The sequence below is a fragment of the Nonomuraea longicatena genome, assembly GCF_039525605.1.
In the GTDB taxonomy this organism is placed as follows: Bacteria; Actinomycetota; Actinomycetes; order Streptosporangiales; family Streptosporangiaceae; genus Nonomuraea; species Nonomuraea longicatena.
The window spans coordinates 92,654-118,968 of record NZ_BAAAHQ010000011.1 but is presented as its reverse complement, the minus strand read 5'-3'; the positions used below and the strand labels follow the sequence as shown (position 1 = coordinate 118,968).

Below are 26,315 nucleotides of genomic sequence, written 5' to 3'. Positions count from 1 at the left end.
GGGCCCTCGGCCGGGCCGTTCTCACACCGTCTTGATGGCGCCGCCGTCGATGATGTGGTCGGAGCCGGTGATGTAGCTCGCGGCCGGTGAGGACAGGAAGACGACGAGGTCGGCGACCTCGTCGGCGGCGCCCCAGCGGCCGAGGGTCACGCTCACCCGGCCGGGCAGCGCGGCCAGGAACTCCGCCCGGTCCTGGCCGGCGCGCTCGCTGAGGCGGTCGCCGTACTCGATCCACAGTGGGGTGTCGATGAGGCCCGGGGAGACGGTGTTCACGCGGATCCCGCGCGGGCCGAGTTCCTCGGCCAGGCCCTTGCTGAAGGCGGTGACCGCCGCCTTGGAGGTGGCGTAGAAGTGCGGGCCGGACGACGGGTATCTTGGCCACCCCGGTCGAGACGTTCACCACGGCCGAGCCGTCCCGGAGGGCGGGCAGCAGGGCGCGGCTGACGCGGACCGTCGTGAAGAAGTTCCTTGTCGTGAAATATCGGTGATCGCCGGTTCATCCTCGCCAGGGGCGGCGACCGGCGGCATCGCCCGAACAGGCGCCCGCCCGTCCTCCTTTCGGGCGACCCGCCGACGTCACGCTGTTCGGGACCGGCCGGGGCGCACCCATGCGCAAGGCCCCTGGCGCACACCGCGCCTTTCGGAGGATCCGGCGAAGGGCGCGCTATAAAGTCCCCATGGACCCGGACGAATCCCTGCGATTGCCCACACAGTGGTCAGATCGCCGACGGTGGGAGACCTTCCGGGCATGCCGGACCGTGCTCGCGGTCGCCCGCACCTACACCTCGACCGTCCGCCTGCTCGACGCCCTGTCGGTCTTCCGGTCGGACGAGCGGGTGCACGTCCTGTTCGCCTTCGACCCCACCTCCGCGTTCGGGGACGGGGTGCCCGAACTGCTGGCCGAGGCGGGGGTACGGCTCGTCCCCTGGGACGGGGTGCCCGCCCTGGACTGCGACCTCGTGCTCACCGCCAGCGAGAACGTGGACCTCGACCAGTTGGACGCCCCCGTCGTGGTGCTGCCGCACGGGATCGGCTTCCACAAGAACGTCCCGGACTCCAGGGGCGCCGGGGACCGGGTCTCCGGTGTGGTGCCCGAGCGCTACCTGCGCGGCAAGCGGGTGTGGATGGCGGTCTCCCACCCCGGGCAGCGCGAGCAACTCCGGCCCGGCCGTCCGGACGCCGCCGACCGCTGTGTGGTGATCGGCGACGCCGTACACGATCGGATGGTCGCGAGTCTGCCGCTGCGCGAGCACTACCGCCGCGCCCTCGGGGTCGGCCGCCGTCAGCGCCTCGTCGTGCTCACCTCGACCTGGCGGGACGACTCGCTGCTCGGCGCCTGGCCCCGGCTGCCCGCGCTGCTGCTGGAGGAACTGCCCTACGACGAGTACCGCGTCGCCGTCGTCACCCATCCGAACATCCGCTCCTGGCACGGCGACTTCCACACCGGGCAGGTCATGGCGGACGCGCGGGCGATGGGCCTGCTGCGCATCCCGCCGTCCGGAGGCTGGCAGGCCGCACTGGTCGCCGCCGACGCCGTGGTCGGCGACCACGGCTCCGTCACCCTGTACGGCGCCGCCCTGGACCGGCCCGTCCTCCTCGCCTCCTCCAGCACGACCACCATCGCCGATACCCCCCCCCAGCGCCTCGCGCGGGTCGCGCCCCGGCTGGACCCCGGCCGCTCGCTGCGAGAGCAGGTCGCCCACGCGATCGACACCCACCCACCCGGCCGCTACGGGGACCTGGCCGCGCGCATGTTCGCCCGGCGGGGCGAGGCGGTGCGGGCGCTGCGGGACCTGCTGTACGAGCGGCTGGAGCTGGACGTCCCCTCCGCCCATGTGCCGGTGCCCGCCGTGGCGGATCCGCGTGCGGAGGCCGATCCGCCGCGCGCGTTCACCGTTCACTCGCGGGTGGCCGCTCCCGGGGTTCTCGACGTGTGGCGGCATCCCACACGCGGGCGGGGCGACACTCGGCGCGCAGGCGGGCTGTACACACATCTGTCCTGCTATGAGGACGAGCCGGATCGGTTGCTCGTGGACAATGCGACCGTCGTCGTCCGCGCCCGGGTCACCGGCCGGGAGGAGGCCGGGGAATGGGCACTCGCTGCGCTCAGCCACTACCCGGCGGCGTTCATGGCCGTGGCGGCGGGTGACCGGGAGTGCCATGCCCTGCTGCGCGACGGCCGCCGCCTGACGGCCTCCGGGGACGGGGACGCGTCGTCAGTGGCGGCGGCGCTCTACACGTGTGTGCGGGCGGGGGTCGGGGGGCGGGTGACCGTACGGGCTGGGGGGCTCGGGACGGAACTGCACGTGTGCTGAGCCGAGACTTCTCCCTGGCGTCTCAGGGGGCGGCCGGGGTGATCTCGTCGGCGCGGGGGTGGCCGACCGAGGCGTAGATCGCGCGGGCCGCGCGCAAACACCCCTCCCTGCCCGTACGGTCCCCCGCCCGCTCGGCCAGCTCGGCGAGCAGTTCCAGAGCCTGTGCGGCGTAGTGCTTCCCGTCCAGGTCGCGCACGCATCCGGTGAGGATGGTCACTGCCTCGGCGTCGTGGTCCAGCCGGATGAGCGCGGCGCCGATGTCGATGCGCGTCCTGGCGGTCATGCGGGCGTCGCCGTACCAGCTCAGCAGGTCTTCCGCCCGCCGCAGCAGGTCCAGTGCGCGGGCGTGCTCACCCACCCTGGCGAGGGTGCGGCCCTGGAAATAGAGGACCAGGCCGACCCCGCGCCACTCTCCCGCCCGCACGTTCAGCTCGTGGGCCTGCTCGTACGCCTCCAGCGCCTCCTGCGGACCGCTGTCCGCCTGGTCGAGGTAGCGGCCTCGGAACTCCCACGCGGAGGCGCGCAGGACCAGGTCGTCGAGGTTCTGGGCCAGGTCCACGGCGCGGCGGGTCTCGGCGTCCGCACGGTCCAGGTCGCCCCGGTCGGTGTGGGCGCGGGAGAGCATCATGCGCAGGCGGGCCTCCGCGCGCCGTTCGCCGCAGCGCCCGGCGGCCTGGATGCCGAGTTCGCCGGTGGCGATCCAGTCGCCGAGGTGGCGGTAGTTGAGGTAGAACCCGGTCAGGGCCTCGGCCAGTTGCCAGGCGGAGGTGTCGTCGGCCGCCCGCACGACCGCCACCAGGTTGGGGCGTTCGGCGCGCAACCACGCGGCGGCAGCCGCCTTGGCGTCCGGTTCGGCGAACGGGTCGGATTCACCCGCGAGCAGCCGGTCATGGTCGGCGACACGGCTGCGCACCCCCATCAGCGCGCGGTCGGCGAAGGCCGCTCTGACCAGGTAGTGCCGCACAACCCTGGCAACCACCTCCGCCTGCGGCCACTCCACCTGGCCTGCGGCGGGTGCTTCCTTCGCTGCCTGGTCGGCGGCGTGGACGCGGATCAGTTCGTGGAAGCGGAACCTGCCCTCCGGGCGGCGTTCGAGCAGGTTCGCTGCGGCGAGCACGCCCAGCAGGTGGCGGGCGGTCGCGGCATCGGTGGCCGAGGCGACGGCGGCCGTGTCGGCGGTGAAGTCGAGCACGGGCAGCAGGCCGAGGACGCGATAGAGGTGCCGGGCGCGGGCGGGCAGCCGCTCGTAGGCTGCGGTGAACGTGGCGGACACGACGGGTCGGCCTCCTAGTGACAACGCGGCCAGACGGCGGCGTTCGTCGGTGAGTTCCGCTTCCAGGTCGGCCAGGGTGTCCTCGTGTCCGCCCGCCGCCCGGCCCGCCATCGCGAGGATGGCGAGGGGCAGTCCGGCGCAGAGCCGTACGAGGGGCCGGGCCGCAGGGGTGCGCACGCCGGAGACGCCGGCGAACAGTTCCAGGCTGCTGGCCTCGTCGAGCCGGTCGAGCCGGAGGAAGACCGCCCCCTCGGCGTGCAGGTGCTCAAGGTCGGCGCTGGTGGTGGCGAGCAGGAGGCTGCCGGGCGCGCGCGGCAGCATGGCGGTGATCTGGGCGGGCTGGGTGGCGTTCTCGACGACGACCAGGATGGGTTGCCTGGACGTACGGGTGCGCAGGCACTTCGAGCGGCCCGCCGTGGTGCCCGGCATGTGCTCGTCCGCGACGCCCAGCCCGTTGAGGCAGGAGGCGAGCATGCCGCTGAGGTCGGTCGCGTGGTCCGCGCAGTCGACGTAGAGGTCTCCGGCCGGGAATCGGGCATCCGAAAGGTGGGCGAATTTTCGGACGGCGGCGCTTTTCCCAATTCCGGGCGGTCCGGTAACGACCACGATTTGCGGGGGTTTACGGGAATCCGTGGTTAATGCGGAAAGCTGCTGGACGAACTCGTCGCGGTCCACGAATCCGGCCAGCGGCGGCGGGGTCTCGCGCGGAACCACCTGCTCACGGGCGGAATTCACGTCGCCGAAGACGTTGCCGGCGACCTGGATGACCGTGTGCGCGTGAGCTTGGCCGCCGAACTCGTTGCCGACCATTCAAGACCGCCCTCTGGATCGACCGCCGTTTCCCGGTAGGCTACAAGATCTGCAAACCGAGTGACCTGGACGCGTTCCCATTGAACGGCTTTAGGGGGATTCATTGGATGCAGAGGTTGTCGCCGCGGTCATCAGCGCGCTGCTCGGCGGCGCGGCGGGCGAGGTCGGCAGAAGTGCCTGGAGCTCGCTCACCGGGCTGGTCAGGCGGCGGTTCGGCGACGGGTCCGCAGAGGCGGCGGCGCTGGAGTCGGCGGAGAGCGCGGACTCTCAGCGGGTCATCGACCTCATGGTCGAGCGCGGCGGCGCCGACCCGGTCTTCGGCGAGACGCTGACCACGTGGGCGCGGGAGACCCAGCCCCTCCTGGGGCAGACCATCCACAACACCAACACCATCACCGGCGGGACTCAAACGGGGCCCGTGATCCAGACCGCCTACATCGGGTCCCTCAACTTCGGCGGCCCGCAGCAGTAGCACCGAGGCCGACCCCGAGCCGACGTGCTGTCGGCGCGCCCTGGGGAGGTGCCTTGCCGCCGTCAGCCCGGGGAGGCGCTTTGCCGCCGTCAGCCCGGGGAGCCGATGCCTGCCGCTGCCGTCGGGCTACTTGCCGAAGGTCGCCATGATCACGCCGAGGGTGCGCTGGTTCTGTCCCTCCGCCTTGGCGTCCGTCGAGTTGACGACGTAGGTGAGCGTGCGGCGCAGGTCGCGGGTGGCGCCGATGCCCGCCGCGCTGCCGTACTGCGCGCCCGACTTGCCGTAGGCGACGATTCCGCCCGGCAGCACCAGTTCGGTGAGGCCGGAGGTGTAGGCGGCGTCCTTGTCGCCGCCGAACTGCTTCACCTTCGGGACGGTGAACAGCGGCTCCATGTACGCCTTTGGCACGATCCGGCCCGAGAACAGCGCCTTGATGAACGTCTCCAAGTCCGCCGTGGTAGAGATCAGGTCGCCGGAGGCCCAGGAGGTGGTCACGTTCCGGTTGGTGATGTCCACCAGGTACCGCCCACCGTGGGCGAACGAGTCGGGGAAGCCCTTGGGGACGACCTGGTAAGCGAGGTTGTGCCGTCCCTTGATCTTGACGGACTCACCCGGCAGGTACGTGTCGCGCAGCCGTTGCGGGCGCAGGATGCGCTCGGCGACCGCCTTCTCGTACGTCGTCCCCGTCACCTTCTCGATCAGCAGGCCGGCGACGAAGGTGTTGATGTTCAGGTAGTGCTGTGCGGTGCCGGGGGTGAACTCGATCGGGTTCTGGACGGCCAGCTTCACGTACTCGGCGGGCGTGATCCGCTTGTACCGGTTGGCGTACACCTCCTCGAACGAACCGTCCAGCTTGGGGGCGGGCAGTCCGCTGGTGTGGTTGAGGAGCTGTCCGACGGTGATGTCGGGGTACTCCTCGGGCAGCAGGCCCGGCAGGTACTCCTGGACGGTGCCGTCCAGCTTCACCTTGCCCTCGGCGACCGACTGGAGCACCACCGCAGTGGTGAACACCTTGGTCACGCTGCCCACCCGGAACCTGGCGCCCTCCTTGGCCGGGCGCTGGGTCCTCAGGCCGGTGACGCCGCTGACGCCGCGCCACGTACCGGCGGACCCGCCCACCCGCACGTCGGCGGCGGTCGCGTCGGCGGCGGGCAACCCGGCGATGCTCCGCTTCAGCGCCTCATCGTTGACGGGCGGCAGCGACGTGGGCGCGGACGCCGTGGACGCGGACGCTCCGGACGTGGTCGCCGCCCACGCGGGGGCGGCGACGACCGGCGAGAGGGCGGCAAGGGCAAGAGCTGCGGCGATATAGGTGCGCTTCATGGCTTTTCTCCAGGTGCTGTGGTGATGTCGCCAATCCTGGCGATCAACCCCCTGCGCCCACATCGCCGACGACGGCGATCTCCCACCTCCCCCGCACGAGCGAGTACGGCACCGCACGACACACGTGACTCCCCGGCACGGGCGATGGCCCCGGGCCGTCCAAAACCGCGAAGGCCGTGGTCGGTCGGCCCTGCTGTCAGGCCAGCCCGAGGTCGCGCAGGGCCTCCGGGTGGCCGGCCGACACCGCGCGTCTGGCCCAGTGCTCCGCCTCCGCGAGGTCGTCCGCCTGGAAGGCCAGCTTCGCCAGGGCGTACATGGAGGCCGGGTCGCCGCCCTCGGCCGCGAGCCGGCACCAGCGCCGCGCGCCGTCGAGGTCGCCTCGGGCGTAGGACAGCCGGCTCAGGTAGAAGCCCGCCCGCGAATAGCCGGTGTCGAGCGCCCGCCGGTACCACCGCTCGGCCTGGCCGTTCTCCGCCCGCTCCTCACACAGCACCCCGATGTTGCACATCGACCGCGCCGACCCGGCCGCCGCCGCCCGTTCGTACATGGCCTCGGCGACCTGCCGGTCGCCCCGCGCGGCCAGGATGAGCGCGTAGTTGTGCATCGCGCCGGGATTCCCCAGCTCGACGGCCCGCCGATACCAGGTGATCGCGCCCTCGACGTCACCCGCGTCCTCAAGGACGACGGCCAGGCTGTGCGTCGCACCCGGATGACCGCCCCGGGCCGCCCGTTCGTACCAGCGGGCGGCCTCGGCGAGTTCGCCCGCGTCGGTGTGCAGCAGGCCGAGCCGATCCATGGCACCGACGTCACCGGCCTCCGCCGCCCGCCGTAGTTCCTCCCGCCGAAGGTCCGCAGGCGCGGCACCCCCGAACGGCCGGAGATCGGACGGCTCCGGGGGCGAGACCAGGGCGTCGTCCAACGTGGTGCGCCGCAGGTCCAGCGTGGACACGTCGCAGCCGCGGAAGTCGACGCCCGCCAGGTCGCACTCTCGAAAGGAGGTGCGGTGAAGGACGGCCCCGGTGAAGACGGTGTCGGTGAGGGTCGCGCCGTACATGAGCCGAGCCCCGAGCGGTGACAGCGCCAGCGTCGCATCCACCAGTTCAGGTGGGCCGAACATCGCGCCGGTGAGGTCGGCGCCCGCGAACCGGGCCCGCGTGAGATCGGCGCCCGAGAGTGTCGCGCCCACGAGGGAGGCTCCGGACAGGTCCGCCCCGGACAGGTCGGCCCCGCCCAGCAGTGCCCGATCCAGTTGCAGGCCGACCAGGGAGGCGCCCGCCAGATCGATCGCCACCTCATCCGGATGAGCCACCCGCCAGGCGTTGAACGCCTGCGGACCCTGCCTGACGACTTCCTTCGCGCTGACCACGACGATCACCGTAGTGGTCCTTGATCATCATCGCAGCGATTCACCCCGAATGCCCGGCGCAGCCGCAGGTTCTGTCAGTGCCGCCCCCTAACCTCCGGGCCATGACGATGACGCAGGCGTACACCTACGCCGCCCCCTCTGCGCTCGTGGACGGACGCCTCGGGCTGGCGACGTCCGGTGGCCGGGCTCTCAGCGGCCCCGCCGTCGCCCCCCGGTTCTTCAGCGGCGTGGTCACCCAGGCGGCCCCCGCCGCCGCCGCGCTGCTGGGCGTGGCCGACGTCGCGCTGACCCGCTACCACCAGCCGCGTCCCGGCTGGACCCGCGACCCGGTCGTGACGTGCGGCGGCGACCGGCTGCGGTTCGAGTCGTTCTCCGCCTGCGGCGGCGTCTACTCCCGTCTCGACCTGCTCGGCGACGCCCTCGACGGCGAGGTGTTCGACCGGGGCACGACCAACGTCGACGTCAACGGCCCGCTGCGCGAGGCGCTGGCCCGGGTGGGCCGCCGCGACCCGCTCCACCTCGGCGTCGGCACCGACGCCCTCACGGTGACCACGCTCGACGGCGCCGTCGTCGAGAAGAAGGTGCCGCTGCCCGAGCGCTGGCTGCGCGGCTTCGCCGAGGTGCAGGTGATCGCCGCCCGCATGGACCTCCGGGGCGAGCTGACCGGCCCGGCCGCCGTCCGTTTCCTGCGGTCGCTGCCCAAGGGCGCGACGACCGACCTGTGGATCGTTCCCTCCGGCCGCGACCTGCGCGTCTCCGACGTGCACCGCCCGGGGGCGGTGCACCTGGCGGGGGCGGGCCGCCTCGCGACCCTGCACCCGCTGCTCCGCTTCGCCAAGGCCCTGCGCGTGTACGGCCCCGCCGCCACCGGCGAGCCGGCCTCCTGCGTGTGGGAGCTGGAGCTGCCCGGCATGCGCTACTCCCTGGCCCTGTCGCCGGAGCGCTGGCGCGGCTTCTCCGGCGAGGGCGCGGTGCTCGACGAACTGTCCACCGACGAGGCCGAGGCCGACGCCGACGTGGTGGGCATGCTGCTCAACTTCGAACCCGAGGTGGAGATCGGCCTGCTCGCCGACCGCGCCGGGCTGCCGGTCGCCCGGGTGCGCGCCGCCCTCACCCAGCTCGGTACGGCCGGTCGCGTCGGCTACGACCTGGCGGAGGCCGCCCACTTCCACCGCGAACTGCCCTACGACCGCGAGCACGTGCGCCGGCTCAACCCGCGCCTCGACGACGCGCGGGCGCTGGTCGAGGCCGGTGCCGTACAACTGGAAGGGGAGACGGCGCTGGTGCGCACCGACGGCGGCGAGCGCCGCGTCGGCCTGGCCGACGGCTCGTGCACCTGTCCGTGGTGGTGGGACCATCGGGGCTCACGCGGGCCGTGCAAGCACGTGCTCGCGGCCCGCATCGCCGCCCGCGCCACCGTGCTGGAGGTGACCCGATGAGCGCCTGGCTGAAGGTCCGCTACCTCATCAAGGAGAAGATGACCAAGGCGCTGGCCGACCGGGTCCTCTCGTTCGACCCGGCCGAACGCGCCGAGGTGGCCAAGCAGCTTCCCCGCTACGTCAAGGAGTTGCAGGCAGCCGCCATAGAGACCGTGGCGGCGCGGCTCACGGGAACCCACACCCTCGCCGACGCGAACGACCCGTGGGTGCGGAGCAACGCCCGCCGTGAGGCGCGGGGCGAGGCCCTGAAGTACGGTCCCCTCCTGCTGATCGCAGGGGCGGGCGCGATCGCCACCCCCGCCGCCGCGGCTGCCTGGCTGACCCGCCGCGAGTTCCACCACCGGTCCGCTTGGCATGGGGACCCCATGCCTCGTGCCCTCCCCCACCTGCTGCGCGTGGTCGCCGCCCGGCCCGCCGAATGGCAGGCGGAGGTGGCGCGCAGGGTGGCCGAGAAGGTCAGGGGCGCCAACGACACGGCCTTCATGCCGCTGGCGTTCGGGCTGCTGCGCGCCACCGGTGCCGAGCCTCCTGCGCACGAGCCGCTCGTCCTCGCTTGGCTGGACAACGGCGTCTCCGCCGACGACCCGCTGACCGCCTCGATGCTCCCCCGGATCTTCGAGGTCGAAGGAGTCGGGCGGCTGCTGCGCGACGAGCAGGTCTCGCCCACGCCGTCCCCGCTGTTCTCGGTGATCGGGCAGTTGCTCGCCGACGGGAAGCTGACGCGCGAAGGGCTGCTCGACGGCTGCGTGAGCCGGTTCCTGCGCGGCGGTGACGCGCCCGCGCTGCGGTTCTTCGTCCGCCTGCACACGATGCTCGACCCGTCGCCGGAGGCGAGTTCCGGGCGCTCCCGCGACTACCTGCGGCTGCTGCCCGCCGCGCCGGGGCCGGTCGCCGATCTGGCGCTCGCGCAGCTACGCCGTACCGGACCGCATGACTCCGCCGACGTCGCCGAAGGCGTCGAGGCGCTGGCCTTCCGCGCCGAGATCAAGCTGGCGCGCGCGGGGCTGAGCTGGCTCGACCAGCACGTACGGCGCGCGCCCGCCGACGCGGCCGAGCTGGCACCGGCGCTGGCCACCGCCTTCGGACACGCCTCCTACGAGATCCAGGAACGAGCGGCCAAGCTGGCCGTCAAGCACCAGGCAGCCCTCGGCCCGGTGGCTGACGTGCTCGCCGACGCCGTACCACTGCTGCCCGCCGACCTCGGCCCCCAGGTGTCGGCGATCTTCGGCGGCGAGACGGCGGCGGACGTACCCGAGTTCGCGGTCGCGACGCTGCCCGCCGTGGCGGCTCCCGGCCCGTTCCCCGCGCCCGAGCCGAGAGCGGAGTTCTGGTCGCTCTTCGCGGATTTCTGGTATCTCGACGACCCGGTGCGCATCGAGCAGTGGCTGGCCGCCTTCGTCGAGGACGTCACCGAGGACCGTCCGGCGCTGCGCGCGGCGCTGAGGCCCTACATCGAGTCCGGCAACGCCTCCCACTGGACCACGCTCAGGTGCTGGGACCATAACGCCCATTGGGTCGCGGCGCTCGTCAGGGAGACGGTCGACCCCGGGTCCGTCGCCGCCGCCGCGAACGTGGCGCAGGCCGTCCCCGCAGCCGCTTCCGAGAATCTGATGCAGCTCATCGCCCCCGCTGTGAAGAGGGTGACGGCCTACGTCCTCAGCGCAACCAAGGAAGAAGCCGAAGAAGCCGAAGAAGCCGAAGAAGCCGAAGAAACGGTCGCGGAGGAGGATTCGCCGTCGCCGTTGACCGCCGTCATGAGCCTGGCCGTCAAGAACTTCTTCATTCCTCGTGTCCAAAGCGCCGAGCACGATCGGCCGGATGAGCAGAGCGCGCCCACCGACCCTCGGCTGCCCGCCCGCCGCAGCGTCTCGGCGCCGCAGATGCTCCGGCTGCGGCGGCTCCACGAGGTCTACACCGCGCTCAGGGAGGAGCGCCTGCCGCCGGTGCTGCTGGCGACGCCCACGCTCGTCACCGGCCATCTCGACCCCACGGTCCTGGTGGAACGGCTGGAGCGATGCGCGGCGGAGGGCGTCGAGCCCCTTCCCGCCGACCTCCAGCAGGCGCTGCTGCGCCTGCCGAGAGGCGCCCGTCCCGACCTGGCCGAGCGGGCCGCCAAGGTTGATCTCATCGCGGCGGCGGCGGTCGCCGACTGGCTGGCCGAAGGCGGCATGGCCGATCCGGAAACCGGTCTGGAGTGGCACGTCGAGGACGGACGCTACGGGCCGATCGTGCGTATCGCCCCCGTGCTCGTGGCGCGGCCGACCGGGCATCGGTACATCGACGAACTACTGCGGCACCCATCGGAGCAGAGCACCCACGACGGTCAGAGCTGGAGCCTGACCCTGCCGTCCCATCGCGAGGTCGTCGCCGTCAACTTACTGCGCTACGTGGTGAACGGGCACAGCTGGGAGCTCAGGGCCGAGTACATCGTCGGCATGGCCGACGCCGAGGGTCCGGTCGGCGAGGCCACCGCGCTCGTCCTCGCCGACGTCCTCTGTGGCAAGGGGTCCGGCGCGCTGACCGCGCTGCTGCGGATGGCCGCCAAGGGCGAGCTTCCGGCCGAGGCGATCGGACGCCAGCTCGCACTGGTGCTCCGCCACACTGACCGGAAGGTCCGTCCGGCGCTGGCCGTCCTGGCCGAGGCCGCCGAGCAGGGCGCGCACGAGCAGGTCTGGACGATCATGCGGGCGCTGCTGCCCGGTTTCCTCCCAGGTGAGGGGGAACGCCCGAACGTCAACCACTCGGCCGTGGTCGCCCTCGCCGCCGACGTCGCCGTCCGGACGGGGGCGAGCGGGGAGATCCCCGAGGTGAGCGCCCACGCGTCCCGAGGCCGCGACAGCCGCTTCGGCCGGGAGTGCGTGCGACTGCGCGACCAGCTGAACCCGGTGGGGTGACGGGCGAGCGCTCTCTGCTTGCGACGTGCGACGACCCGTCACAGGCCCCGGACCTCCGACCTGGGCATCCCCCGAGGCTGTGAGGAGCCTCAGACGTCTCCGAGCTGGTAAAAGCGGCGGGATCGCGGCGGAGCCCAGGGTGGCAGGGTGCGCCACCGCCACCGCCATCCCGCCGCTCTTACCCCGTGATCATAGTGCCCCGCCCGCGAACGGCAGTGTGCCCGATGGGATACTCCGCCGATGAATCCGCCCTGGGACCTGCGGCCCGCCGTCGCCGCCGACGTGGAAGAGATCGCGGAACTCCGCGCCGTGGTGATGCGCCCCGATCTGGAGCGACTCGGACGGTACGACGAGACCTATGTCCGCCAGCGGTTCCGCGACGGCTTCTCCCCCGGGTTCACGCAGGTCATCGAATCGGGCGGGAGGTTCGCCGGTTCCGTCACCCTGCGGCCCGCCGAGGACGGCTGGGTGCTGGAGCACTTCTACCTCGCGCCCGAGACCCAGGGGCGGGGGCTGGGGACCGCCGTACTGCTCAGTCTGCTGGAGCGGGCCGAGGGGACGACCGTCCGGCTGAACGTGCTGCAGGGCAGCGCGGCCCGGCGTCTTTACGAGCGGCACGGTTTCACGGTGGAGGCGGAGGACGCGGTGGACGTCCGGATGGCCCGGCGCTGACAGCCAGCCCCCTTATGTAGATATCTCTGTACAAGCACCTAATTACCGTGGTATCGGTGATGCAAAAGTCGTCAATGACACGTAAGGTGCCGTAGATGTTCCAGGGGGCAATCGACGAGCTGGCCGAGGAGTACAACCGGCGGCTCAGGCAAGTGCAGGAGACCTACTCCAAGCTGGACGAGCTCGAGGTCATCGCGCAGTCGGCCGACGGCATGGTCACCGCGAAGGTGGGGCCGGGCGGTCAGGTGCGCGGGATCAAGCTGGACCCTCGGGTGTACCGCAAGCTGTCGCCGTCGGAACTGTCGGCGGCGATCATGGATCAGATCGGCAGCGCCACCGCCCAGATCGCCGCCCGCACCGAAGAACTCGTCTCGCCGCTGATGCCGGAGGGGCTGTCGTACGAGGCCGCGTTCGGCCCCGGCTCCGGTCTGGAGGCGTTCATGCCCAAGCCTGTCGAGCCGCAGTCATGAAGGACGGCTACAGCGTCCGCCGGCAGGCGCTGCGCGGGGAGTCGGCCGCCTACGGCGAGAAGAGCCGGGACGTGGCCGCGATCAGGGACACGCTGCGGGCGGCGTTCGAGCAGGACCGGCGGGCGCTGGGCGGCGACCAGTACGGGGCGGAGCTGGAGAAGAAGCTGCCCGCCATCGAAGAGGCGATCTTCAACGCGCTGCGGAACCACATCGCCGACCTGGAGGGTGTCTCCACCGGGCTGCGCGTGAACGAGTCCAACTATCGGCAAGTCGACCGGCTGTAGGTGCACGGGTGGGGTTCGACGGATTCATGGTGCCCGACGTGGCCAAGCCGTACATCGGCTGGGTTGTCGGGATGGACTGGCCGGAAGGCGACGAGACGGGCTGTTTCCGGCTGGCGGACGCCTGTGTGACGGCCGCGCACGCGCTCGTGGAGGGCACGTCGGCGGCCCGGCCGGGTGCCGCGTCGAAGATCGGGCAGGACTGGGAGGGCAAGGCCCACCTGGAGTTCGCCGCCCACGTGTCGCGGGTGCAGGGCGGGAAGGTCGCCCAGCAGGTAGACCGGCTGGTCAAGACCGCGGTGGCGTTGAACGGGATCGGGGTGCAGATCCAGTACGCCAAATACATGATCGAGGCCACGGTGTGGCTGCTCGCGGGGCAGATCGTGTACCTGGCCGCGGCGGCGTTCGCCAGCGGGGGCGCGAGCCTGGCGCTGATCCCGCCGAGAGTGCAGCTCGCGCGGTTGACGGTGGCGCAGATCGCGAAGACGACATTGCGGAACATCGCCATGTTCGCGGGGATCGTGGCCGGTATGGACGGCGGCATCCAGGCCCTGCAGATGATCCAGGGGCGGCGGGACGAGATCGACCTCAAGCAGCTGGGTGTGTCGGCGCTGAGCGGCGCGGCGATGGGCGGCATGATGGGCGCCCTGTCGGGCGGGTTGAACCGGATGGCGAGCCCGGCGTTGCGGGCCGGGCTGACCCGGGCGGAGATGGGGACGGCGGACAAGCTCCTCGCGGCGGCCTCCTCCTCCATCTACGGTCAGGCCGGTCAGTTCGCCCTCACCGGCGGCATCACGACCGCGGGCTCGCTGCTGGCGGAGGGCAACTTCAGCTGGGAGATGCTCGCCAAGGGCGTCACCTCCAGCGCGCTCGGCGCCGACGGCCAGCATTTGGCGGGCGCGCTCCCCCGTACCGGGGGCGACGGAGGATCAGGCGGAGGCACCGCGACCCTGCCCGACGGCGGTGGTGACGGCCCCAGGTCCAATGGCGGCTCCGGGTCCGGTGACGGCCCCGGGTCCGGTGGCGGCTCTCGCACGGACAGTACATCGGGGTACGGCGGCCCGCGCGCGGACAACAGCCCCGGGACCGACGGGGGCGCCCCGAGCGGACCCCGCCAGGACGGCGGCCCACCGAACGGCACTCGCCAGGACGGCGGCGCCCCGAACGGAACCGGCGGTTCTCCTGTCGGTGGCCGCGCGGACGGCGGATCCGGCGGCGACGGTGGTAGCCAGGCACGCAACACCACACTCAGCGAGGCGTCCGCACCCGCTCGCGGCGCGGATCCGGGACAGCAGTCCACCCCAGCGCAGGCGGGTCCGGAGCGTGCCGTCCAGCAGCAGGCGGCGGGCCCGGCCGTGGCTCCGCTGCCTCAGGCCGGACAGCCCCCGGCCGGCCCTCCGGCAGCAGGTCCGGCAGTGGCCGGGCCCACCGTTCCGAGCCAATCCCCTGCGGGCCCGCCGCAGTCCCCCGCCGGGCCTTCGGCTCCGGGGCAGTCCCCTACTGGGCCTTCGGCTCCGGGGCAGTCGCCCGCCGGTCAGGCCAACGCCGGGTCGGCCCAAGCCGGGCAACCGGCCTCCGGCTCAGCTCAGGCCGGGCAGCCACCGGCCGGTCAGTCGCCCGCCGGCCCGTCCCAGCCCGGCACGGGTCCGTCCCAGCCCGGACAGTCACCGACCAGCCCAGCCCAGGCAGGGCAGTCGCCGCCCGGCCCTGCGCAGGCCGGGCAGAACCAGACCAGCGCCACCCAGGCCGGGCAGAATCCAGCCGGGCCGAACCAAGCCGCGCAGTCACAGCCTGGGGCAGCCCAGGCTGGTCAGTCGCAAACCGGGCCGGCTCAGGCTGGGCAGTCGCCGTCCGGACCGGGTCACCCGGGTCAACCCCATGCGGCGGCGGACTCGGGCACCCCCAGGGGTGAGGCGCGTGGCCGCGCCGGCGAGCCCGGCGTCGTCCCAGCGCCCCGAGCTCCGGAACCGGCCTCTCGCGCGGGCTCCGAGACGAGGGGCGACACGTCGTCCCGCCCGGCCGGACGACGCGATGACGCGGGTGCCGGTCCGAGCAGCCGTATCGATCAGTTGCTCAACCACAGCGGCCGCTCCGGGGACACCGGCCCAGTGCCGGCGCGCACCGAACCGGACGCGCCCTCAACCACCCGGCCAGGCGACGACAGCACTCCCTCGACCGCACGCACGGCCGACGAGCGTACGGCCGGTGAGACCGTACGCACGAGTGGAGAAACCGCGCGCACACCTGGCGAGACACCACGTGGCGCGGACGAGACCGCTACCCGCAGGGCCGACACCACCCCGGCGGGCGACGGCCCGCCGAACACGCGCGGCGCGGACGAACGCCCCGCGAATCCGCGTCGCGAGGACGGCGATCAGCCGAACGCGCGCCGCGAGGACGACGCTCCGGCGAGCCCACGCGGGAAGGACGAGGACGCGGCCGGTCGGCGCGGCCACGATGAGACCACCGCCGACAGGGAGTCGGATCGGACCCGGGCACCGTTCGATTTCGAGCGGTTCTTCAACGACCCTCGCTGGGCTGACGCGGCAACGCGGTTCGAGCAGCGGCTGGGCGCCTACTACTTCAACCTCCCGGAGATCCGGGACACCGCGCGGACCGCGTTGACCAAGATGCGCGATGTCCTGCTGACCCTCACCCCGCAGCGGGCGGACGAAACGACAGAGGGGTTCACACGGCGGGTGGAGAGCGCGTTCTTCCGCGACGACGAGCCCTCCAGCGCCGGCCAGGTCGGCACCAAGGTCCCCTTCAGCGACCTGCTCAGGCACGGCAACGTGCGCGAACTCATGACCGCCTTCTACAACGCCGCCTACTTCAATCGCGACAATCCCGGTGTCCTGGCCAAGGCACTGCTCGACATCTTCGACAACCAGCGCTGGGACGATGCCACAGCCGCCGGACTGGACATGGCCGAGGTCCGCAACGCACACCGTCAACTCGACGAGAGCACCAGTCGCGCGGTGCTGGGACGGCTGGAGGGCCGGTTCGACCCGACCGGCTTCCGATTCGCCCGCGACCCGTTCGGCACCGGCAACGTCGTCATGCGCTCGACACGGGCCGTGCGGGACATGGTCGAAGTGGTGCAGAGCCAGCGCAAGCGCAACAACCGCACCCCGGAGGAACAGGAGGCGCTCGGACTCATCACCTCCCCCGGCCACTACGCCGACCTGGGCACCCCGCTCGGACGGCTGGAGCGCGCCTTCGTCGAGGAGCACCACGGCAGGCCGCTGGACGACAGCACGCCGCTGCCGTGGAGGGAGGGCATAACCTCCCACGACAGCACCTCCACCAACTGGGCCAGAAAGGCCGAAGGTGACGGCTTCCCGGTGATCGACGGCATCTCGGCGACGACCACGCGGATGCTGCGAGCGGTCAAGTTCCTCGGCCTGGGCGAGGAACAGACCAACATGTTCCTGGGTGCGCTCATGGGCTGGATGCTGCCGGGCCGCGACCACTCGCTGCTGGAGGTCATGCGCGGCGCACAGATCGCCGAGGTCGGAGGCCTGCGGCTGGAGCCGAACGCTCGCGGTACCGCCGTGGACCTGTACCGCAGTCTGCCGGGCCTGGACCTCGCCACCCTGCGCAGGGAGATCCTGCCCGACGGAATGTTCCCGCACGAGCACCGCTACCTGGTCAACGCCACCGATGTCGCCGGATTCGCCGAGACACAGCATCCGAAGGTGGGCCAGATCGCCAACGAGCTGTGGACGCAGTTCCAGAGCGGCGACGTGACCCAGCCGCTGCTGGCCGAATGGCTGACCCGCAACGGGATCGACCCGGCCGACAGCGCGGCGGTTCGGGCCCTGGGTGACCGGTTGTCGCTGCCGCACCTGATGGCGCTGACCGTGTACACCAGGCACGGCCACTACCTGATCAACAACGTCATCCGCACCCAGTTGTGGTCGGCCGGGGTGTCGGAGTCGATGGTTCGCAACGGCATGGTGTCCAAGGTGGACAGCCTGGTCAAGAACTATCTGGACAACCTGGCGACCGGTCGTAAGGCGCTGCCGCTTCCGATGGCGCTGCGCCCGGCACTGCACACGGGCGGCGGTCATCTGGACTCGCGGTCGCCGATGAACACCGATGCCCAGTCGTATGTGGACGCGGTCAGGCGGGGCGAGGCCGCCCAGGCGAAGCTCGACGAGGCCAAGACGCAGGGCGACAGGGTCGCCGCCCGTGAGGCGGGCGCCGACCTCAGGGAGGCCCGCAAGGAGCAGCGAGCGGCGCAGGAGGAGATCGACTCTCGGGTGGGGCGGGTGATCCCCAAACTGTTCGACGAGATGCGCTGGCACGCCGACATGGTCGACGACGCGATGCGCCAGCTTCCGGCGGTGGGCTCGCCGGAGGCTCCGGTGCAGGCGTTCCGCGGAGACTGGCTGACCCCGGTCTACTCGCCCATCTACGGCTCGGACATGTTCCCGACCGGTACGGCTCGCGAGTTCCTGAGCGTGAGCACCCTGATGGAGGTCGCGATCAGGTTCATGGCGGAGAACCCCGCCGGTGACCGCAAGGTCCTGGTCGTCTACCAGCTCACCGGGCAGCACGCCAGGGACATCTCCGTCTTCTCCTCCTTCGCCGAGGACCAGGAGTCGGTGCTGCCGCCGCGTTCTCGCACTCGCCGGGTCGATGACCCCGAGCTGGCGGCGCAAATGCACACACAGGCGAAACTGCTGGCGGAGGATATGGTCAGGCGTGGGGTCATTCCGGAGGTACCTCGCGACTTCCAGGTCATCGTGATGGAGGAGATCTGACGTGACGGCCGAGTGGGCTGAGCTCGACGCGCGGGCGTGGCGCATCTACCGGGGTACGCACCGGTTGCTGCTGCGCCTGGCCGGGCAGTTGCCGGATGAACCGCTCGCCGAGCTTCGGTCGATCCTCGGCGGTCGCGGCGAGCTGATCCGCCTGCCCGACGCGGTGACCGTGGCCGCCGCCGAACGCGGGGTGCCGCTGACCGTCGCCGAGCTCCAGACACTGCGCGACCTGCTGGCCGCGCTCGGCGGCGTGGACGAGCCCATGGGCGCCGACCGGGTCCCGATCTCCGACATCACGCCCGCCACGGGCCACACCTTCGGCCCGGCCTCGCCGGAGGTGCCGCAGGCCGTCCCGGCGGGGATCGACCTGACCGACGGCGTCCCCGGCGAGCTGGCCGATCTGGAGGACGAGTTGTTCGACATCACCGACCAGCTCGTGGTCGACGCCCTGTCCGAGCGTCCGGGCACGATGTCGGTACGGCGCGCATGGCGCTCCGGGCCGGAGGGCCCGCACCGCGTCTACCTCTCCGAGGTCGAGCCGGAGTCACGCGCCTGGGAACACACGGTGGCGGGGCAGACCGAACTGGTGCAGATGGGCGAGAAGGACCCCAGCGTCGAGGTCTATTGGAGCGAGGAGCCGCTGCCCGCCTACCACGAGGCCGCGCTGGCCGCCGCCGCGCTGCTGTGGCGCCGCGACTGATCCACGGCGGCCCGATCCGCTCGGCGGTGGCGCCGAGCAGAGCGCCTGAGCTGCTCGACGGTCAGCGGGTGAGTTCCTCGACCTGCTCGGCGGTGGCGCCGAGGCGTTGGGCCTCGGGCACCAGGGCGGCCACCTCGCCGCCACGGCCCTCCTGCCTGAGCAGTTCCGCGTACGCCCAGATCGCGCTCAGCCAGCCTGCCGCGATGCTCTCCTTGAAGTGGTCCTCGGCCGCTTTGACGGCCCCTCGGCTCTGGTAGATCAGGGCCAGTTCCTCGTGGGCGGCGGTGGAGCCGTCCTCGACCGCCTGGTAGAGGTGCCCGACCGCCTCGTCCACCCGGCCGTTGGCCGCGAGGAACTCGCCGAAGTAGTAATGAGCGCCCTCTTCGCCCTTTTCCAGACCCGCCAGGAAGTCGGCCTCCGCTGGCTCCCCCTGATCGGCCAGGAATCTGGCCCGCGTGACGTGCGCGTCCGTCACGCCGTCCGCCACCGCACGGTCGTAGAGCGCACGGGCGGCCTCGGTGTTGCCCGTGCGTTCCTCGGCCACGGCCAGTTTCAGCAGCGCCGTCGACCCGGTCTGGTCCGCGAGCTCAAGACCTTGACGCAGCCAGGCGGCGGCCGCCTCAGGGTCGCCGTGGTCGAGCGCCATCCCGCCCAGATTGCTGAACGCCAGCGCGTCACCCTGCTCGGCGGCCTGGCGCAGCAGTGCTTCGGCCTCTTCTCGGCGGGAGTCGTCCTCGCTGAGGAACGAACCGAAGTCGTTCAGCGCACCGGGCTCGCCCCGCTCGACCGCCTTCCTGTACCACGCTTCCGCACGCCCGCGATCACCTGCCGCGTCGGCCCAGATGGTGGCAGCCCGCAGCGCCCGGTCCGCCTGCTCTTGGAGCAGGGCGGCCTCCGCGCCTCGCCCGGTCTCGACCAGGAGGTCGGACAGCCAGTCGAGGGCGTCCGGCTCCCCCTTGGCCAGAGCCGCACGCAGCACCGACTCGGCCACGTCGTCCCGCCCGAGGTGGAACAGCATCTCGCCGTGGCGCGTCGCGGCGCCGGGCGTCCCCTGCTGTGCGGCCTCGGCATAGAGCGCGGCGGCGCCCTCGACGTCATCCTCCTCGACCAGCCGGTCGGCTCTGGCGAGCAGATCGTCAACGCCCACGTCGCTCCTCCCGGATCATGCTGTCGCGGTGGGTCACTGGCTATTTCTTCCGCTTGTTCGGGTTCGGCGGGATCTTACGCCGTCCGCCATGGCGGGCCGCGTTCTCGTGCTTGTCCTTGGAGGATTTACGTGCGTTGCTGTTGTGCGGCTTACGGTTCTGCTGGTTGAGCCCGTGGTCGTTGCCGTTGTTGTTGTTGTCGTTGTTATTGCTGTTGTTGTTATTGCTGTTGTTGTTGCTGCTGCCGCCACCGTCGTTCTTCTTCCTTCCCCAGGTGGCGATGTTGGGGTTGTCCAGATGGTCGCGCCGACCGGCGGAGGCCGGACGGACGGTGCGGCCTCCCGTACCCGCGAGCGCCGGGGTCGGACCTCCCGGCCCACCGGGACGGCGTAGATCGTCCAGGATACGGCGCATCGGCTCGGTGATCCGGCGACGCACGATGGGAGCGATGACCTTTCCGGTCCCCTCGCTGCCCTCGCGCAGGATCCGCCCGACGATCTGGCGGCGCATGAGAACGCGGGCAGTGGCGGCCGTCGCACCGACCACCCCTCCGAAGGCCAGCAGCCTGGCGATCTCGACCGTCGTGTAGACCGCCTGGGTGCCCACGGCGACCTTCACCGCCGACACCACTCCCGCCGCACCTTCAAGCGCTGTGGGGGCCAACCGCATCGCGGCGTTGGCCTGGGCGACGTGGCCGTTCTGCGTTCCCGTACGCTCCCAGTGGCCCTGCATGGCAGTGGCGGACTCGCCGCGATAGACCTGCTGAGCGGCGCGGACCGACGAATCGGCGCCCGCCGCGGCATTGACCGTGCTCGCGTTCGCCGCGCGTACGGCGCCGCCTTCGCCTACTCTGGCGTCGTCCTCGTCGAAACGGGGGAACGGCCCGAGCATCTGCATGACCCCGGCGACCTCCGGGGGAAGCGTCACGCCCATGCGCGATTGAGGTTCTGGAATGCCTCGGCGTTGGCGGCCTCGGTGTCGGCCGTGTTCTTGACCACGGCCTGCATGGTCTCACCGGTCGCACTCATCTCCCCGGAGAGCCCGGACAGCGCCGCCATGCTCACCGCGCGGCATTCGGCGTACGCACTGGTGAAGACGGCGAAGAGGCCGTCATCCCCCCAGGAGGACACACCATCACCGCGCGCCTGCATCGCCCCGAGCGCCGCACCGTAGGCTTCCCCGTGGGTCCTGATCTGCGAGGCTTCCTGCCCCGTCGCTCCCAGAGCGATCTCAAGTCCCGCCATGCGCCAACACGATATCGGTACATGTCATCATAAAGTCAAGATCACACCAAGAGTCGTCTAGGCTCGGCGGCTACCCGCTCTGACTGCAGGAGGTTGACATGCCGTCACCTGCGCCGGAAAACGACGCCGAGTACCTGACCGACTACTTCACCCAGGGCCAGCGGATCATCCGCGATCTGCAGGCCGTGGGCACCGCGATCCGGCAGACGGAGGGCCGGGCCGTGAGCAGGGACGGCCTCATCGAGGCGACCGCGGACGGCCACGGCGGGCTGACGAGGCTGCACATCGACCCACGGGCGCTGCGCCTCGGCGAGGGAACACTGGCCCGCGAGATAACAGCCGTGCTCAGAGCGGCCCAGGACGACGGCGTGCGAAAGGCGCAGGAGATCGTCGACCGGGCCGAGGGCAGCGCGTCGGCCCTGCCGCAGCCGCTCGACGAGACCTTCGTGCGCGAACGGGTCGAGCAAGCGGCCCGCGATCTTCTTTAGGCCCGAGAGGCGAACGATGTACCAGCACAACTTCGACCCGGCCGACATCAGGGAGCAGGACCTGGAAGAGGTCGCCAGACAGCAGCGGCAGCTGGAGTCCTGGCTGGCCACAGCCACGGAGGACCTTGAGAAGATCGTCGGAACGGCCGAACGGGCGTCGGGTCGGATCAAGGCGAGCGTCGACCTCGACGGCCGGGTCCTGGACGTCGCATACGGGCCGCAGGCGCTGCGTCTGTCCCGCCATGAGCTCGCGGAGGAGACTCTCGCGGCGGTGCGCGACGCGTGCACGGACGCCGAGCGCCAGGTCTCCGACCTCATGCGCGCCGCCATCCCCGGATACGACCCAGCGGAGGCGGCCGCCCACTTCGGGCAGATACTCAATGATCTGCGGTGATGCACGACTTTCTCTGCAGAGCGGATCTTCAGGGGGTACGGGCGTCGCGGGCCGATAGTGCGGCCTGCACGCGGTTGGCACAGCCGAGCTTGGACAGCACACGGCTGACGGATACCGCCACGTGTTGATCACCCCGGCAGCCGGTACGGGCGACCGGGCGTCACCACGTCCGTGATCGCTCTGGCGACCAGGGTGCTCGGTTCGGTGTCGCGGTGGACGACGTCGGTGTTGAGGAGGACGACGAGGGTGGCCCGCTCCTCGGGAAGGTAGACGGCCACCGCCTCGTACCCGGGCAGCGAGCCGTTGTGCCCGATCCACCCGTGGGCGTCGATGAGGCCCAGGCCGTACCCGCCGGGGTCGGTTCTCACCCGTTCGGCGTGGGTCTTCGGGAGGAGCAGCGCGCCGGTGGCGAGGACCCGCGCCCAGGTGCGCAGGTCCTGGAGGGTGGAGACCATCCCGCCCGCCGCCCAGCCCCAGGACGGGTTCCAGCCGGTGGCGTCGGTGATCGCGCCCGTGACGGTCTGGTCGGTGTAGCCGTGCGCGTACGGCTTCGGCAGCGCGGCGCCCGGCGGCAGGAACGTGCGGGTGAGCCCGGCGGGCTTGAGGATGTTCCGTTCGAGGTAGGCGGCCAGCGGCAGGCCGCCCGCCTTCTCGACGGCGAGGCCGAGCAGGATCATGTCGGTGTTGGAGTACTGGTGGCGCTCGCCGGGCCGGAACCGTACCGGATGTTTGAAGGAGTAGGCGAGCAGTTCCCTGGGGGCGAACGCGCGTTTCGGGTCGGCCAGGAGGATCTTGCCGAAAGCCTCGTCCGCGGAGTAGTCGTGCAGGCCGCTGCGCATGGCCGCGAGGTGGCGCAGGGTGATGCGAGAGCCGTTGGGGACTCCGCCGACGTACTCGCCGATGGGGTCGTCGAGGGAGAGCGCGCCCCGGTCGGCGAGCTGGAGCACGGCGGTCACGGTGAAGGTCTTGGTGACGCTGCCGATCCGCATGTACAGGTCCGGGCTCATGCGGGCGCCGGAGACCTGGTCGGCCAGGCCGAAGGCGCGCACGTAGGCGCCCTTGCCCGGCACGTGCAGGCCGACGATCGCACCGGGTACGGCGGCCGTCCCCATGACCCGCCGGACGGCGGCGTCGAGGCGGCGGGCGACGCCCGGCGTCAGCTCGGGAAAGCCCTGCTCCACGACGGGGACCTGCACGAACACCAGGGCCGCCAGCATGAGCCCCGCGAACACCCTCATGGCAGCCCCCTCCGCATAAGCGCATAAACCACCATAAATTAGGCGATAGCGTGACCTTCGATGAGGGCGGTGCCCAGCGGGCTGACCGTGTGCAGCACGGCGGTGCCGTCCCGTCGCGTCGCGATCAGCCCGGCCTCCCGCAGCACCCCCGTGTGCCTGCTGACGGCGGCGGGCGAGATGTGCAGCGCGCGGGCGAGTTCGGTCGTGGTCGTGCTCACGACCAGCGCGAGCAGGACGGCGGCGCGGGTCCTGCCGAGCAGGTCCTCCAGCCCCTTGCCGGACACGCCGGAGTGCGACCAGCGGAAGCGGTTCTCGATCGGGTACAGCAGGACGGGCTGCAGCCCGGGATCGCCGAAGGTGACGGGATTGCGCTGGTTGAAGTACGACGGGACCAGCTTCAGCCCGCGCCCCTCCAGGTGGAGTTCGGCGTCGAAGTCGAAGGACACCTCCAGCACCGGCGCATCCCAGCGCATGAGCGCGCCGAACCCGGCCAGCAGCCCCTCCACACCGCCCTCCAGCAGGTCGCGGGCGCGCTGGGCGCGGTCGGCGGCGACGGCGGCATGGACGAGGTGCTGGCACGGCTCGATCGCGGCCGCGTAGTAGGAGCGCATGCAGTCACCGATGCGGGTCATCTCGTCGATCTGTCCGGCGGCGATGCCGCTGATCCACCCGGGCAGGCGGCGGTGCTGGGAAAGACGGCGGAGTTCGGCGCGAATTCGGGCGGGCGGCGTGGACATGACCGTGTCGAGCCCGGTTTCCAGCCCTCGCCGGGATTCCACCGGGGTCAGGAAATCCGGCCAATAGGGGGCGAGCGGGGCGAGCACTTCGAGGAGGGCGACGCCGTCGCGCATCTGGACGGTCCGCGCGGGGTTCGCCCGCAACTCGTCGATCCAGGGACGGAAGGCGGGCCGCCGGACCCGCTCACGCAGCCGGAACCGGCTGAAGACCACCTCCCAGAGGGGGTCGGCGGCAGCGGCCACCGTGGTACGGGCCAGGTCGTCGCCCGTGAAATGAATGCGCAACGTTCCCATTTGGTGGCCCCCCGGGGGATATACCGGTCCACCATATTAGGCAATGTTTACCGGTTTTGTGACTACCGCCACTTCCGCCGCGTGAAGAATGTCCTCTGCATGGCGATTTGTCACCTCTCCACCGGGAACCGTGCCATAGATCAGGCGGACGTCCACGTCCTCGATTCCATTGAACTCGGAGATACCGACCTTGAGGGTCCGGGTGAGGGTCGCGTCCCATCCGCCGCCGGTGAAATGCTGCTCCGAGTATCCGCCGAGACCCACCCACACCATGCGCTTCCCACGCAGTCTCGGCTCACGGCGGCCGTAGGAGAGACCGTAGTTCCAGACGCGGTCGATCCAGCCCTTGAGCATCGCGGGCAGGCCGAACCACCAGATCGGGAAGATCACGACGATCAGGTCGGCGGCCTCGATCCTGGACATGTGCCGCCGGACCTCGGCGGAGTAGACCTTGTCGCGATAACCCCAGTCCGGTTCGTCCTCCAGGGGCATGCGGGGGTCGAAGCCCTCGGCGTACAGGTCGAGGAGATCGACGGAGTAACCCTCACGTTCGAGACGCCGCCGCGCGCGCACGGCGGCGCGCTGGGTGAGCGAGGTGGCGCGAGGGTGGGACACGACGAGCAGCGCGGTCTTGTTCATGGCGGCACTCTGCCGCCCGCCGCGCACGAACGGCTGACGGACGGCTGGGGGTCAGCCCGCCGTGACCTTGTCCACGAAGTCGGCGAGGTTGGCGGCGGTCCGCTCGATCTTCTCCTCCAGCGTGAGCGTCTCATGCAGCCGCCCGCCCGCGCCGACCTCCTTCTTCCCCCGTACGTACAGCGAACAGGCGAGATCGGTGCAGACGTAGGCGCCGACCGAGTTGCCCTGCTGCCCGTCGCGCCCGGCCCGCCGCGCCGTCAGCAGCGAGACGCCGTCGCCCGAGTGCATGGTCAGGCAGAACGAGCACATGCTCCGGCGGGAATGCCCGGCATGCGGGACGGCCCGGCGCAGCATGATCCCCACGAGCGCGTCGCCCGACTCGGCGACCAGATAGGCCCGGTCGGGCCCCGACGCATCCCGCCAGCCGAGGAAGTCCAGGTCCGCCCAGGGGCGCGTGCCCAGATCCCGGGGTACGGCAAGGCGCTTGGCCTCGCCCTTGGTGCAGTTGACGAAGGACGCGCGGATCTCGGGCTCGGTGACCGGTCTCATACTCCGGAAGCTAGCCTTGGCCGGAAGGCACCCGCAAATGGTTAACCCCCCGTGTCCGGACATTACTGAGCTGCGGGAATGCCTATGAGCGTTCTGGGGCAGCGTGCACTACATGGGGGAAATAACGACAAAGCACATCGTTCGCTCCGCTGTCGCAGCCGCCGCCTTGTTCGCCGCAGCGGCCTGCGGATCCAGTGGGGTCCAGTCCAGTGCGGGGATGGCCGCGCAGAGCCCGGCGAGTCCCACGGCCGAGCCCACTGAGACGGGCATGCCGACCGGCAGCCCGAGTGAGTCGATGACCTCGGAGATGACTACGATCGACGCCGCGGGCAAGGCGGCGGAGGCGGCCGTCAGCGGCACCGTCACCGAGCTCGACTGGGAGAAGAGCGACAACCTGTGGAAGGTGACCGTCGTCTCCACGGACGGCACCGAGAACAACGTCAGCATCGACGGCAAGACCGGCAAGGTCGTCTCGGGACCGTCGGCCGAGTCGAGCAGCGCCGACGAGAAGGCCCAGGAGAAGGACCTGGCCGACTCGGCCAAGCTCACCTACGCCCAGGCCGTGGAGAAGGTGCAGGAAGAGTACCCGGGTGCCAAGATCCACGAGCTGAAGCTCACCAAGTCCAACGGCACCCCGGTCTGGAAGGCCGAGTACCTGACGTCGGAGGGCACCAAGGGGAAGGTGCTCATCAGCGCGGAGGACGGCAGCGTCGTCACCCCGTCGCCCTCCTCCTCGGAGTCGCCGTCGGAGTCGGAGTCGCCGATGCCCACCTCGACGGGCTGAGGCACAGCGGGCGGCGTCG

The 26,315-nt window shown here is 71.3% G+C and carries 22 protein-coding genes and 1 pseudogene; 12 read left to right on the top strand and 11 right to left on the bottom strand.

The window, feature by feature from the left end; translation table 11 throughout:
• Positions 1–21: 21 nt before the first annotated feature.
• A pseudogene (locus tag ABD120_RS13190) lies at positions 22–357 on the bottom strand (SDR family NAD(P)-dependent oxidoreductase); the annotation flags it as partial.
• A gap of 320 nt (positions 358–677) precedes the next feature.
• On the opposite strand from ABD120_RS13190, the gene ABD120_RS13185 reads away from it, so the two are divergent.
• On the top strand, positions 678–2,315 hold the full coding sequence (locus ABD120_RS13185) for a hypothetical protein (RefSeq protein WP_343950116.1): 1,638 nt from the start codon (positions 678–680) through the stop codon (positions 2,313–2,315).
• A gap of 22 nt (positions 2,316–2,337) precedes the next feature.
• Here ABD120_RS13185 and ABD120_RS13180 read toward each other — a convergent pair whose 3' ends face one another.
• On the bottom strand, positions 2,338–4,398 hold the full coding sequence (locus ABD120_RS13180; RefSeq protein WP_343950115.1) for an AAA family ATPase: 2,061 nt from the start codon (positions 4,396–4,398) through the stop codon (positions 2,338–2,340).
• Positions 4,399–4,501: 103 nt separating this feature from the next.
• Here ABD120_RS13180 and ABD120_RS13175 point away from each other — a divergent pair, with 103 nt between their 5' ends.
• Positions 4,502–4,870, top strand: a complete 369-nt coding sequence (locus ABD120_RS13175) for a hypothetical protein (protein WP_343950114.1) — start codon at positions 4,502–4,504, stop codon at positions 4,868–4,870.
• Positions 4,871–4,996: 126 nt separating this feature from the next.
• Here ABD120_RS13175 and ABD120_RS13170 read toward each other — a convergent pair whose 3' ends face one another.
• Positions 4,997–6,193: a serine hydrolase domain-containing protein gene (locus tag ABD120_RS13170; protein ID WP_343950113.1), complete on the bottom strand. Its 1,197-nt coding sequence runs from the start codon at positions 6,191–6,193 to the stop codon at positions 4,997–4,999.
• A 196-nt stretch (positions 6,194–6,389) separates the two neighbouring features.
• Positions 6,390–7,568: a pentapeptide repeat-containing protein gene (locus ABD120_RS13165; RefSeq protein WP_343950112.1), complete on the bottom strand. Its 1,179-nt coding sequence runs from the start codon at positions 7,566–7,568 to the stop codon at positions 6,390–6,392.
• 92 nt (positions 7,569–7,660) lie between these two features.
• On the opposite strand from ABD120_RS13165, the gene ABD120_RS13160 reads away from it, so the two are divergent.
• The 7 genes from ABD120_RS13160 (at position 7,661) to ABD120_RS13130 (ending at position 18,784) form a co-directional block, all read left to right on the top strand.
• Entirely contained in the window at positions 7,661–8,998 is a 1,338-nt protein-coding gene (locus tag ABD120_RS13160) for an SWIM zinc finger family protein (protein WP_343950111.1), read from the top strand.
• Positions 8,995–11,892: a DUF7824 domain-containing protein gene (locus ABD120_RS13155; RefSeq protein ID WP_343950110.1), complete on the top strand. Its 2,898-nt coding sequence runs from the start codon at positions 8,995–8,997 to the stop codon at positions 11,890–11,892. The genes ABD120_RS13160 and ABD120_RS13155 overlap by 4 nt, the downstream gene beginning before the upstream one ends.
• Positions 11,893–12,132: 240 nt before the next feature.
• Complete coding sequence (locus tag ABD120_RS13150) at positions 12,133–12,564, top strand: GNAT family N-acetyltransferase (RefSeq protein WP_343950109.1); 432 nt, start codon at positions 12,133–12,135, stop codon at positions 12,562–12,564.
• 95 nt (positions 12,565–12,659) lie between these two features.
• Positions 12,660–13,034, top strand: a complete 375-nt coding sequence (locus ABD120_RS13145) for a YbaB/EbfC family nucleoid-associated protein (RefSeq protein ID WP_343950108.1) — start codon at positions 12,660–12,662, stop codon at positions 13,032–13,034.
• Positions 13,031–13,318 (top strand): hypothetical protein, encoded by a 288-nt coding sequence (locus ABD120_RS13140; RefSeq protein ID WP_343950107.1) that lies wholly within the window; start codon positions 13,031–13,033, stop codon positions 13,316–13,318. The genes ABD120_RS13145 and ABD120_RS13140 overlap by 4 nt, the downstream gene beginning before the upstream one ends.
• Positions 13,319–13,326: 8 nt before the next feature.
• Positions 13,327–18,084: a WXG100-like domain-containing protein gene (locus ABD120_RS13135; protein WP_343950106.1), complete on the top strand. Its 4,758-nt coding sequence runs from the start codon at positions 13,327–13,329 to the stop codon at positions 18,082–18,084.
• 1 nt (position 18,085) lies between these two features.
• The gene (locus ABD120_RS13130; RefSeq protein ID WP_343950105.1) at positions 18,086–18,784 is read left to right on the top strand and encodes a hypothetical protein; all 699 of its coding nucleotides are present in this window, start codon (positions 18,086–18,088) and stop codon (positions 18,782–18,784) included.
• 61 nt (positions 18,785–18,845) lie between these two features.
• On the opposite strand, the gene ABD120_RS13125 is transcribed toward ABD120_RS13130, so the two are convergent.
• Genes ABD120_RS13125 through ABD120_RS13115 form a run of 3 tightly spaced genes read right to left on the bottom strand, consistent with a single transcriptional unit; the run spans position 18,846 to position 21,173 of the window.
• The gene (locus ABD120_RS13125) at positions 18,846–19,931 is read right to left on the bottom strand and encodes a tetratricopeptide repeat protein (protein ID WP_343950104.1); all 1,086 of its coding nucleotides are present in this window, start codon (positions 19,929–19,931) and stop codon (positions 18,846–18,848) included.
• Positions 19,932–19,971: 40 nt separating this feature from the next.
• A complete protein-coding gene (locus ABD120_RS13120) occupies positions 19,972–20,862 on the bottom strand; it encodes a hypothetical protein (RefSeq protein WP_343950103.1) in 891 nt (296 codons plus the stop codon).
• On the bottom strand, positions 20,853–21,173 hold the full coding sequence (locus tag ABD120_RS13115; protein ID WP_343950102.1) for a hypothetical protein: 321 nt from the start codon (positions 21,171–21,173) through the stop codon (positions 20,853–20,855). Before ABD120_RS13115 ends, ABD120_RS13120 begins: the two co-directional genes overlap by 10 nt.
• Positions 21,174–21,271: 98 nt before the next feature.
• Here ABD120_RS13115 and ABD120_RS13110 point away from each other — a divergent pair, with 98 nt between their 5' ends.
• On the top strand, positions 21,272–21,661 hold the full coding sequence (locus ABD120_RS13110; RefSeq protein ID WP_343950101.1) for a YbaB/EbfC family nucleoid-associated protein: 390 nt from the start codon (positions 21,272–21,274) through the stop codon (positions 21,659–21,661).
• Positions 21,662–21,677: 16 nt separating this feature from the next.
• A complete protein-coding gene (locus tag ABD120_RS13105) occupies positions 21,678–22,055 on the top strand; it encodes a YbaB/EbfC family nucleoid-associated protein (RefSeq protein ID WP_343950100.1) in 378 nt (125 codons plus the stop codon).
• 128 nt (positions 22,056–22,183) lie between these two features.
• Here the strand turns inward: ABD120_RS13105 and ABD120_RS13100 are convergent, their stop codons facing one another.
• Genes ABD120_RS13100 through ABD120_RS13085 form a run of 4 tightly spaced genes read right to left on the bottom strand, consistent with a single transcriptional unit; the run spans position 22,184 to position 25,512 of the window.
• Complete coding sequence (locus ABD120_RS13100; protein WP_343950099.1) at positions 22,184–23,293, bottom strand: serine hydrolase domain-containing protein; 1,110 nt, start codon at positions 23,291–23,293, stop codon at positions 22,184–22,186.
• A gap of 38 nt (positions 23,294–23,331) precedes the next feature.
• Positions 23,332–24,324 carry an ArsR/SmtB family transcription factor gene (locus tag ABD120_RS13095; RefSeq protein ID WP_343950098.1) on the bottom strand — a complete coding sequence of 331 codons (993 nt, stop codon included), beginning with the start codon at positions 24,322–24,324 and terminating at the stop codon, positions 23,332–23,334.
• A gap of 36 nt (positions 24,325–24,360) precedes the next feature.
• Entirely contained in the window at positions 24,361–24,963 is a 603-nt protein-coding gene (locus ABD120_RS13090) for an NAD(P)H oxidoreductase (RefSeq protein ID WP_343950097.1), read from the bottom strand.
• A 51-nt stretch (positions 24,964–25,014) separates the two neighbouring features.
• Positions 25,015–25,512 (bottom strand): FBP domain-containing protein, encoded by a 498-nt coding sequence (locus ABD120_RS13085; RefSeq protein ID WP_343950096.1) that lies wholly within the window; start codon positions 25,510–25,512, stop codon positions 25,015–25,017.
• Between the two features lie 307 nt (positions 25,513–25,819).
• On the opposite strand from ABD120_RS13085, the gene ABD120_RS13080 reads away from it, so the two are divergent.
• Positions 25,820–26,296, top strand: a complete 477-nt coding sequence (locus tag ABD120_RS13080) for a PepSY domain-containing protein (protein WP_343950095.1) — start codon at positions 25,820–25,822, stop codon at positions 26,294–26,296.
• Positions 26,297–26,315 lie beyond the last annotated feature (19 nt).

Bases quoted from the DNA above. Each gene is read 5' to 3' on its own strand.
- ABD120_RS13185 (WP_343950116.1), top strand. From the start codon at position 678: ATGGACCCGGACGAATCCCTGCGATTGCCCACACAGTGGTCAGATCGC.
- ABD120_RS13180 (WP_343950115.1), bottom strand. From the start codon at position 4,398: ATGGTCGGCAACGAGTTCGGCGGCCAAGCTCACGCGCACACGGTCATC.
- ABD120_RS13170 (WP_343950113.1), bottom strand. From the start codon at position 6,193: ATGAAGCGCACCTATATCGCCGCAGCTCTTGCCCTTGCCGCCCTCTCG.
- ABD120_RS13160 (WP_343950111.1), top strand. From the start codon at position 7,661: ATGACGATGACGCAGGCGTACACCTACGCCGCCCCCTCTGCGCTCGTG.
- ABD120_RS13155 (WP_343950110.1), top strand. From the start codon at position 8,995: ATGAGCGCCTGGCTGAAGGTCCGCTACCTCATCAAGGAGAAGATGACC.
- ABD120_RS13150 (WP_343950109.1), top strand. From the start codon at position 12,133: ATGAATCCGCCCTGGGACCTGCGGCCCGCCGTCGCCGCCGACGTGGAA.
- ABD120_RS13145 (WP_343950108.1), top strand. From the start codon at position 12,660: ATGTTCCAGGGGGCAATCGACGAGCTGGCCGAGGAGTACAACCGGCGG.
- ABD120_RS13140 (WP_343950107.1), top strand. From the start codon at position 13,031: ATGAAGGACGGCTACAGCGTCCGCCGGCAGGCGCTGCGCGGGGAGTCG.
- ABD120_RS13120 (WP_343950103.1), bottom strand. From the start codon at position 20,862: ATGGGCGTGACGCTTCCCCCGGAGGTCGCCGGGGTCATGCAGATGCTC.
- ABD120_RS13115 (WP_343950102.1), bottom strand. From the start codon at position 21,173: ATGGCGGGACTTGAGATCGCTCTGGGAGCGACGGGGCAGGAAGCCTCG.
- ABD120_RS13110 (WP_343950101.1), top strand. From the start codon at position 21,272: ATGCCGTCACCTGCGCCGGAAAACGACGCCGAGTACCTGACCGACTAC.
- ABD120_RS13105 (WP_343950100.1), top strand. From the start codon at position 21,678: ATGTACCAGCACAACTTCGACCCGGCCGACATCAGGGAGCAGGACCTG.
- ABD120_RS13100 (WP_343950099.1), bottom strand. From the start codon at position 23,293: ATGAGGGTGTTCGCGGGGCTCATGCTGGCGGCCCTGGTGTTCGTGCAG.
- ABD120_RS13095 (WP_343950098.1), bottom strand. From the start codon at position 24,324: ATGGGAACGTTGCGCATTCATTTCACGGGCGACGACCTGGCCCGTACC.
- ABD120_RS13090 (WP_343950097.1), bottom strand. From the start codon at position 24,963: ATGAACAAGACCGCGCTGCTCGTCGTGTCCCACCCTCGCGCCACCTCG.
- ABD120_RS13085 (WP_343950096.1), bottom strand. From the start codon at position 25,512: ATGAGACCGGTCACCGAGCCCGAGATCCGCGCGTCCTTCGTCAACTGC.
- ABD120_RS13080 (WP_343950095.1), top strand. From the start codon at position 25,820: ATGACTACGATCGACGCCGCGGGCAAGGCGGCGGAGGCGGCCGTCAGC.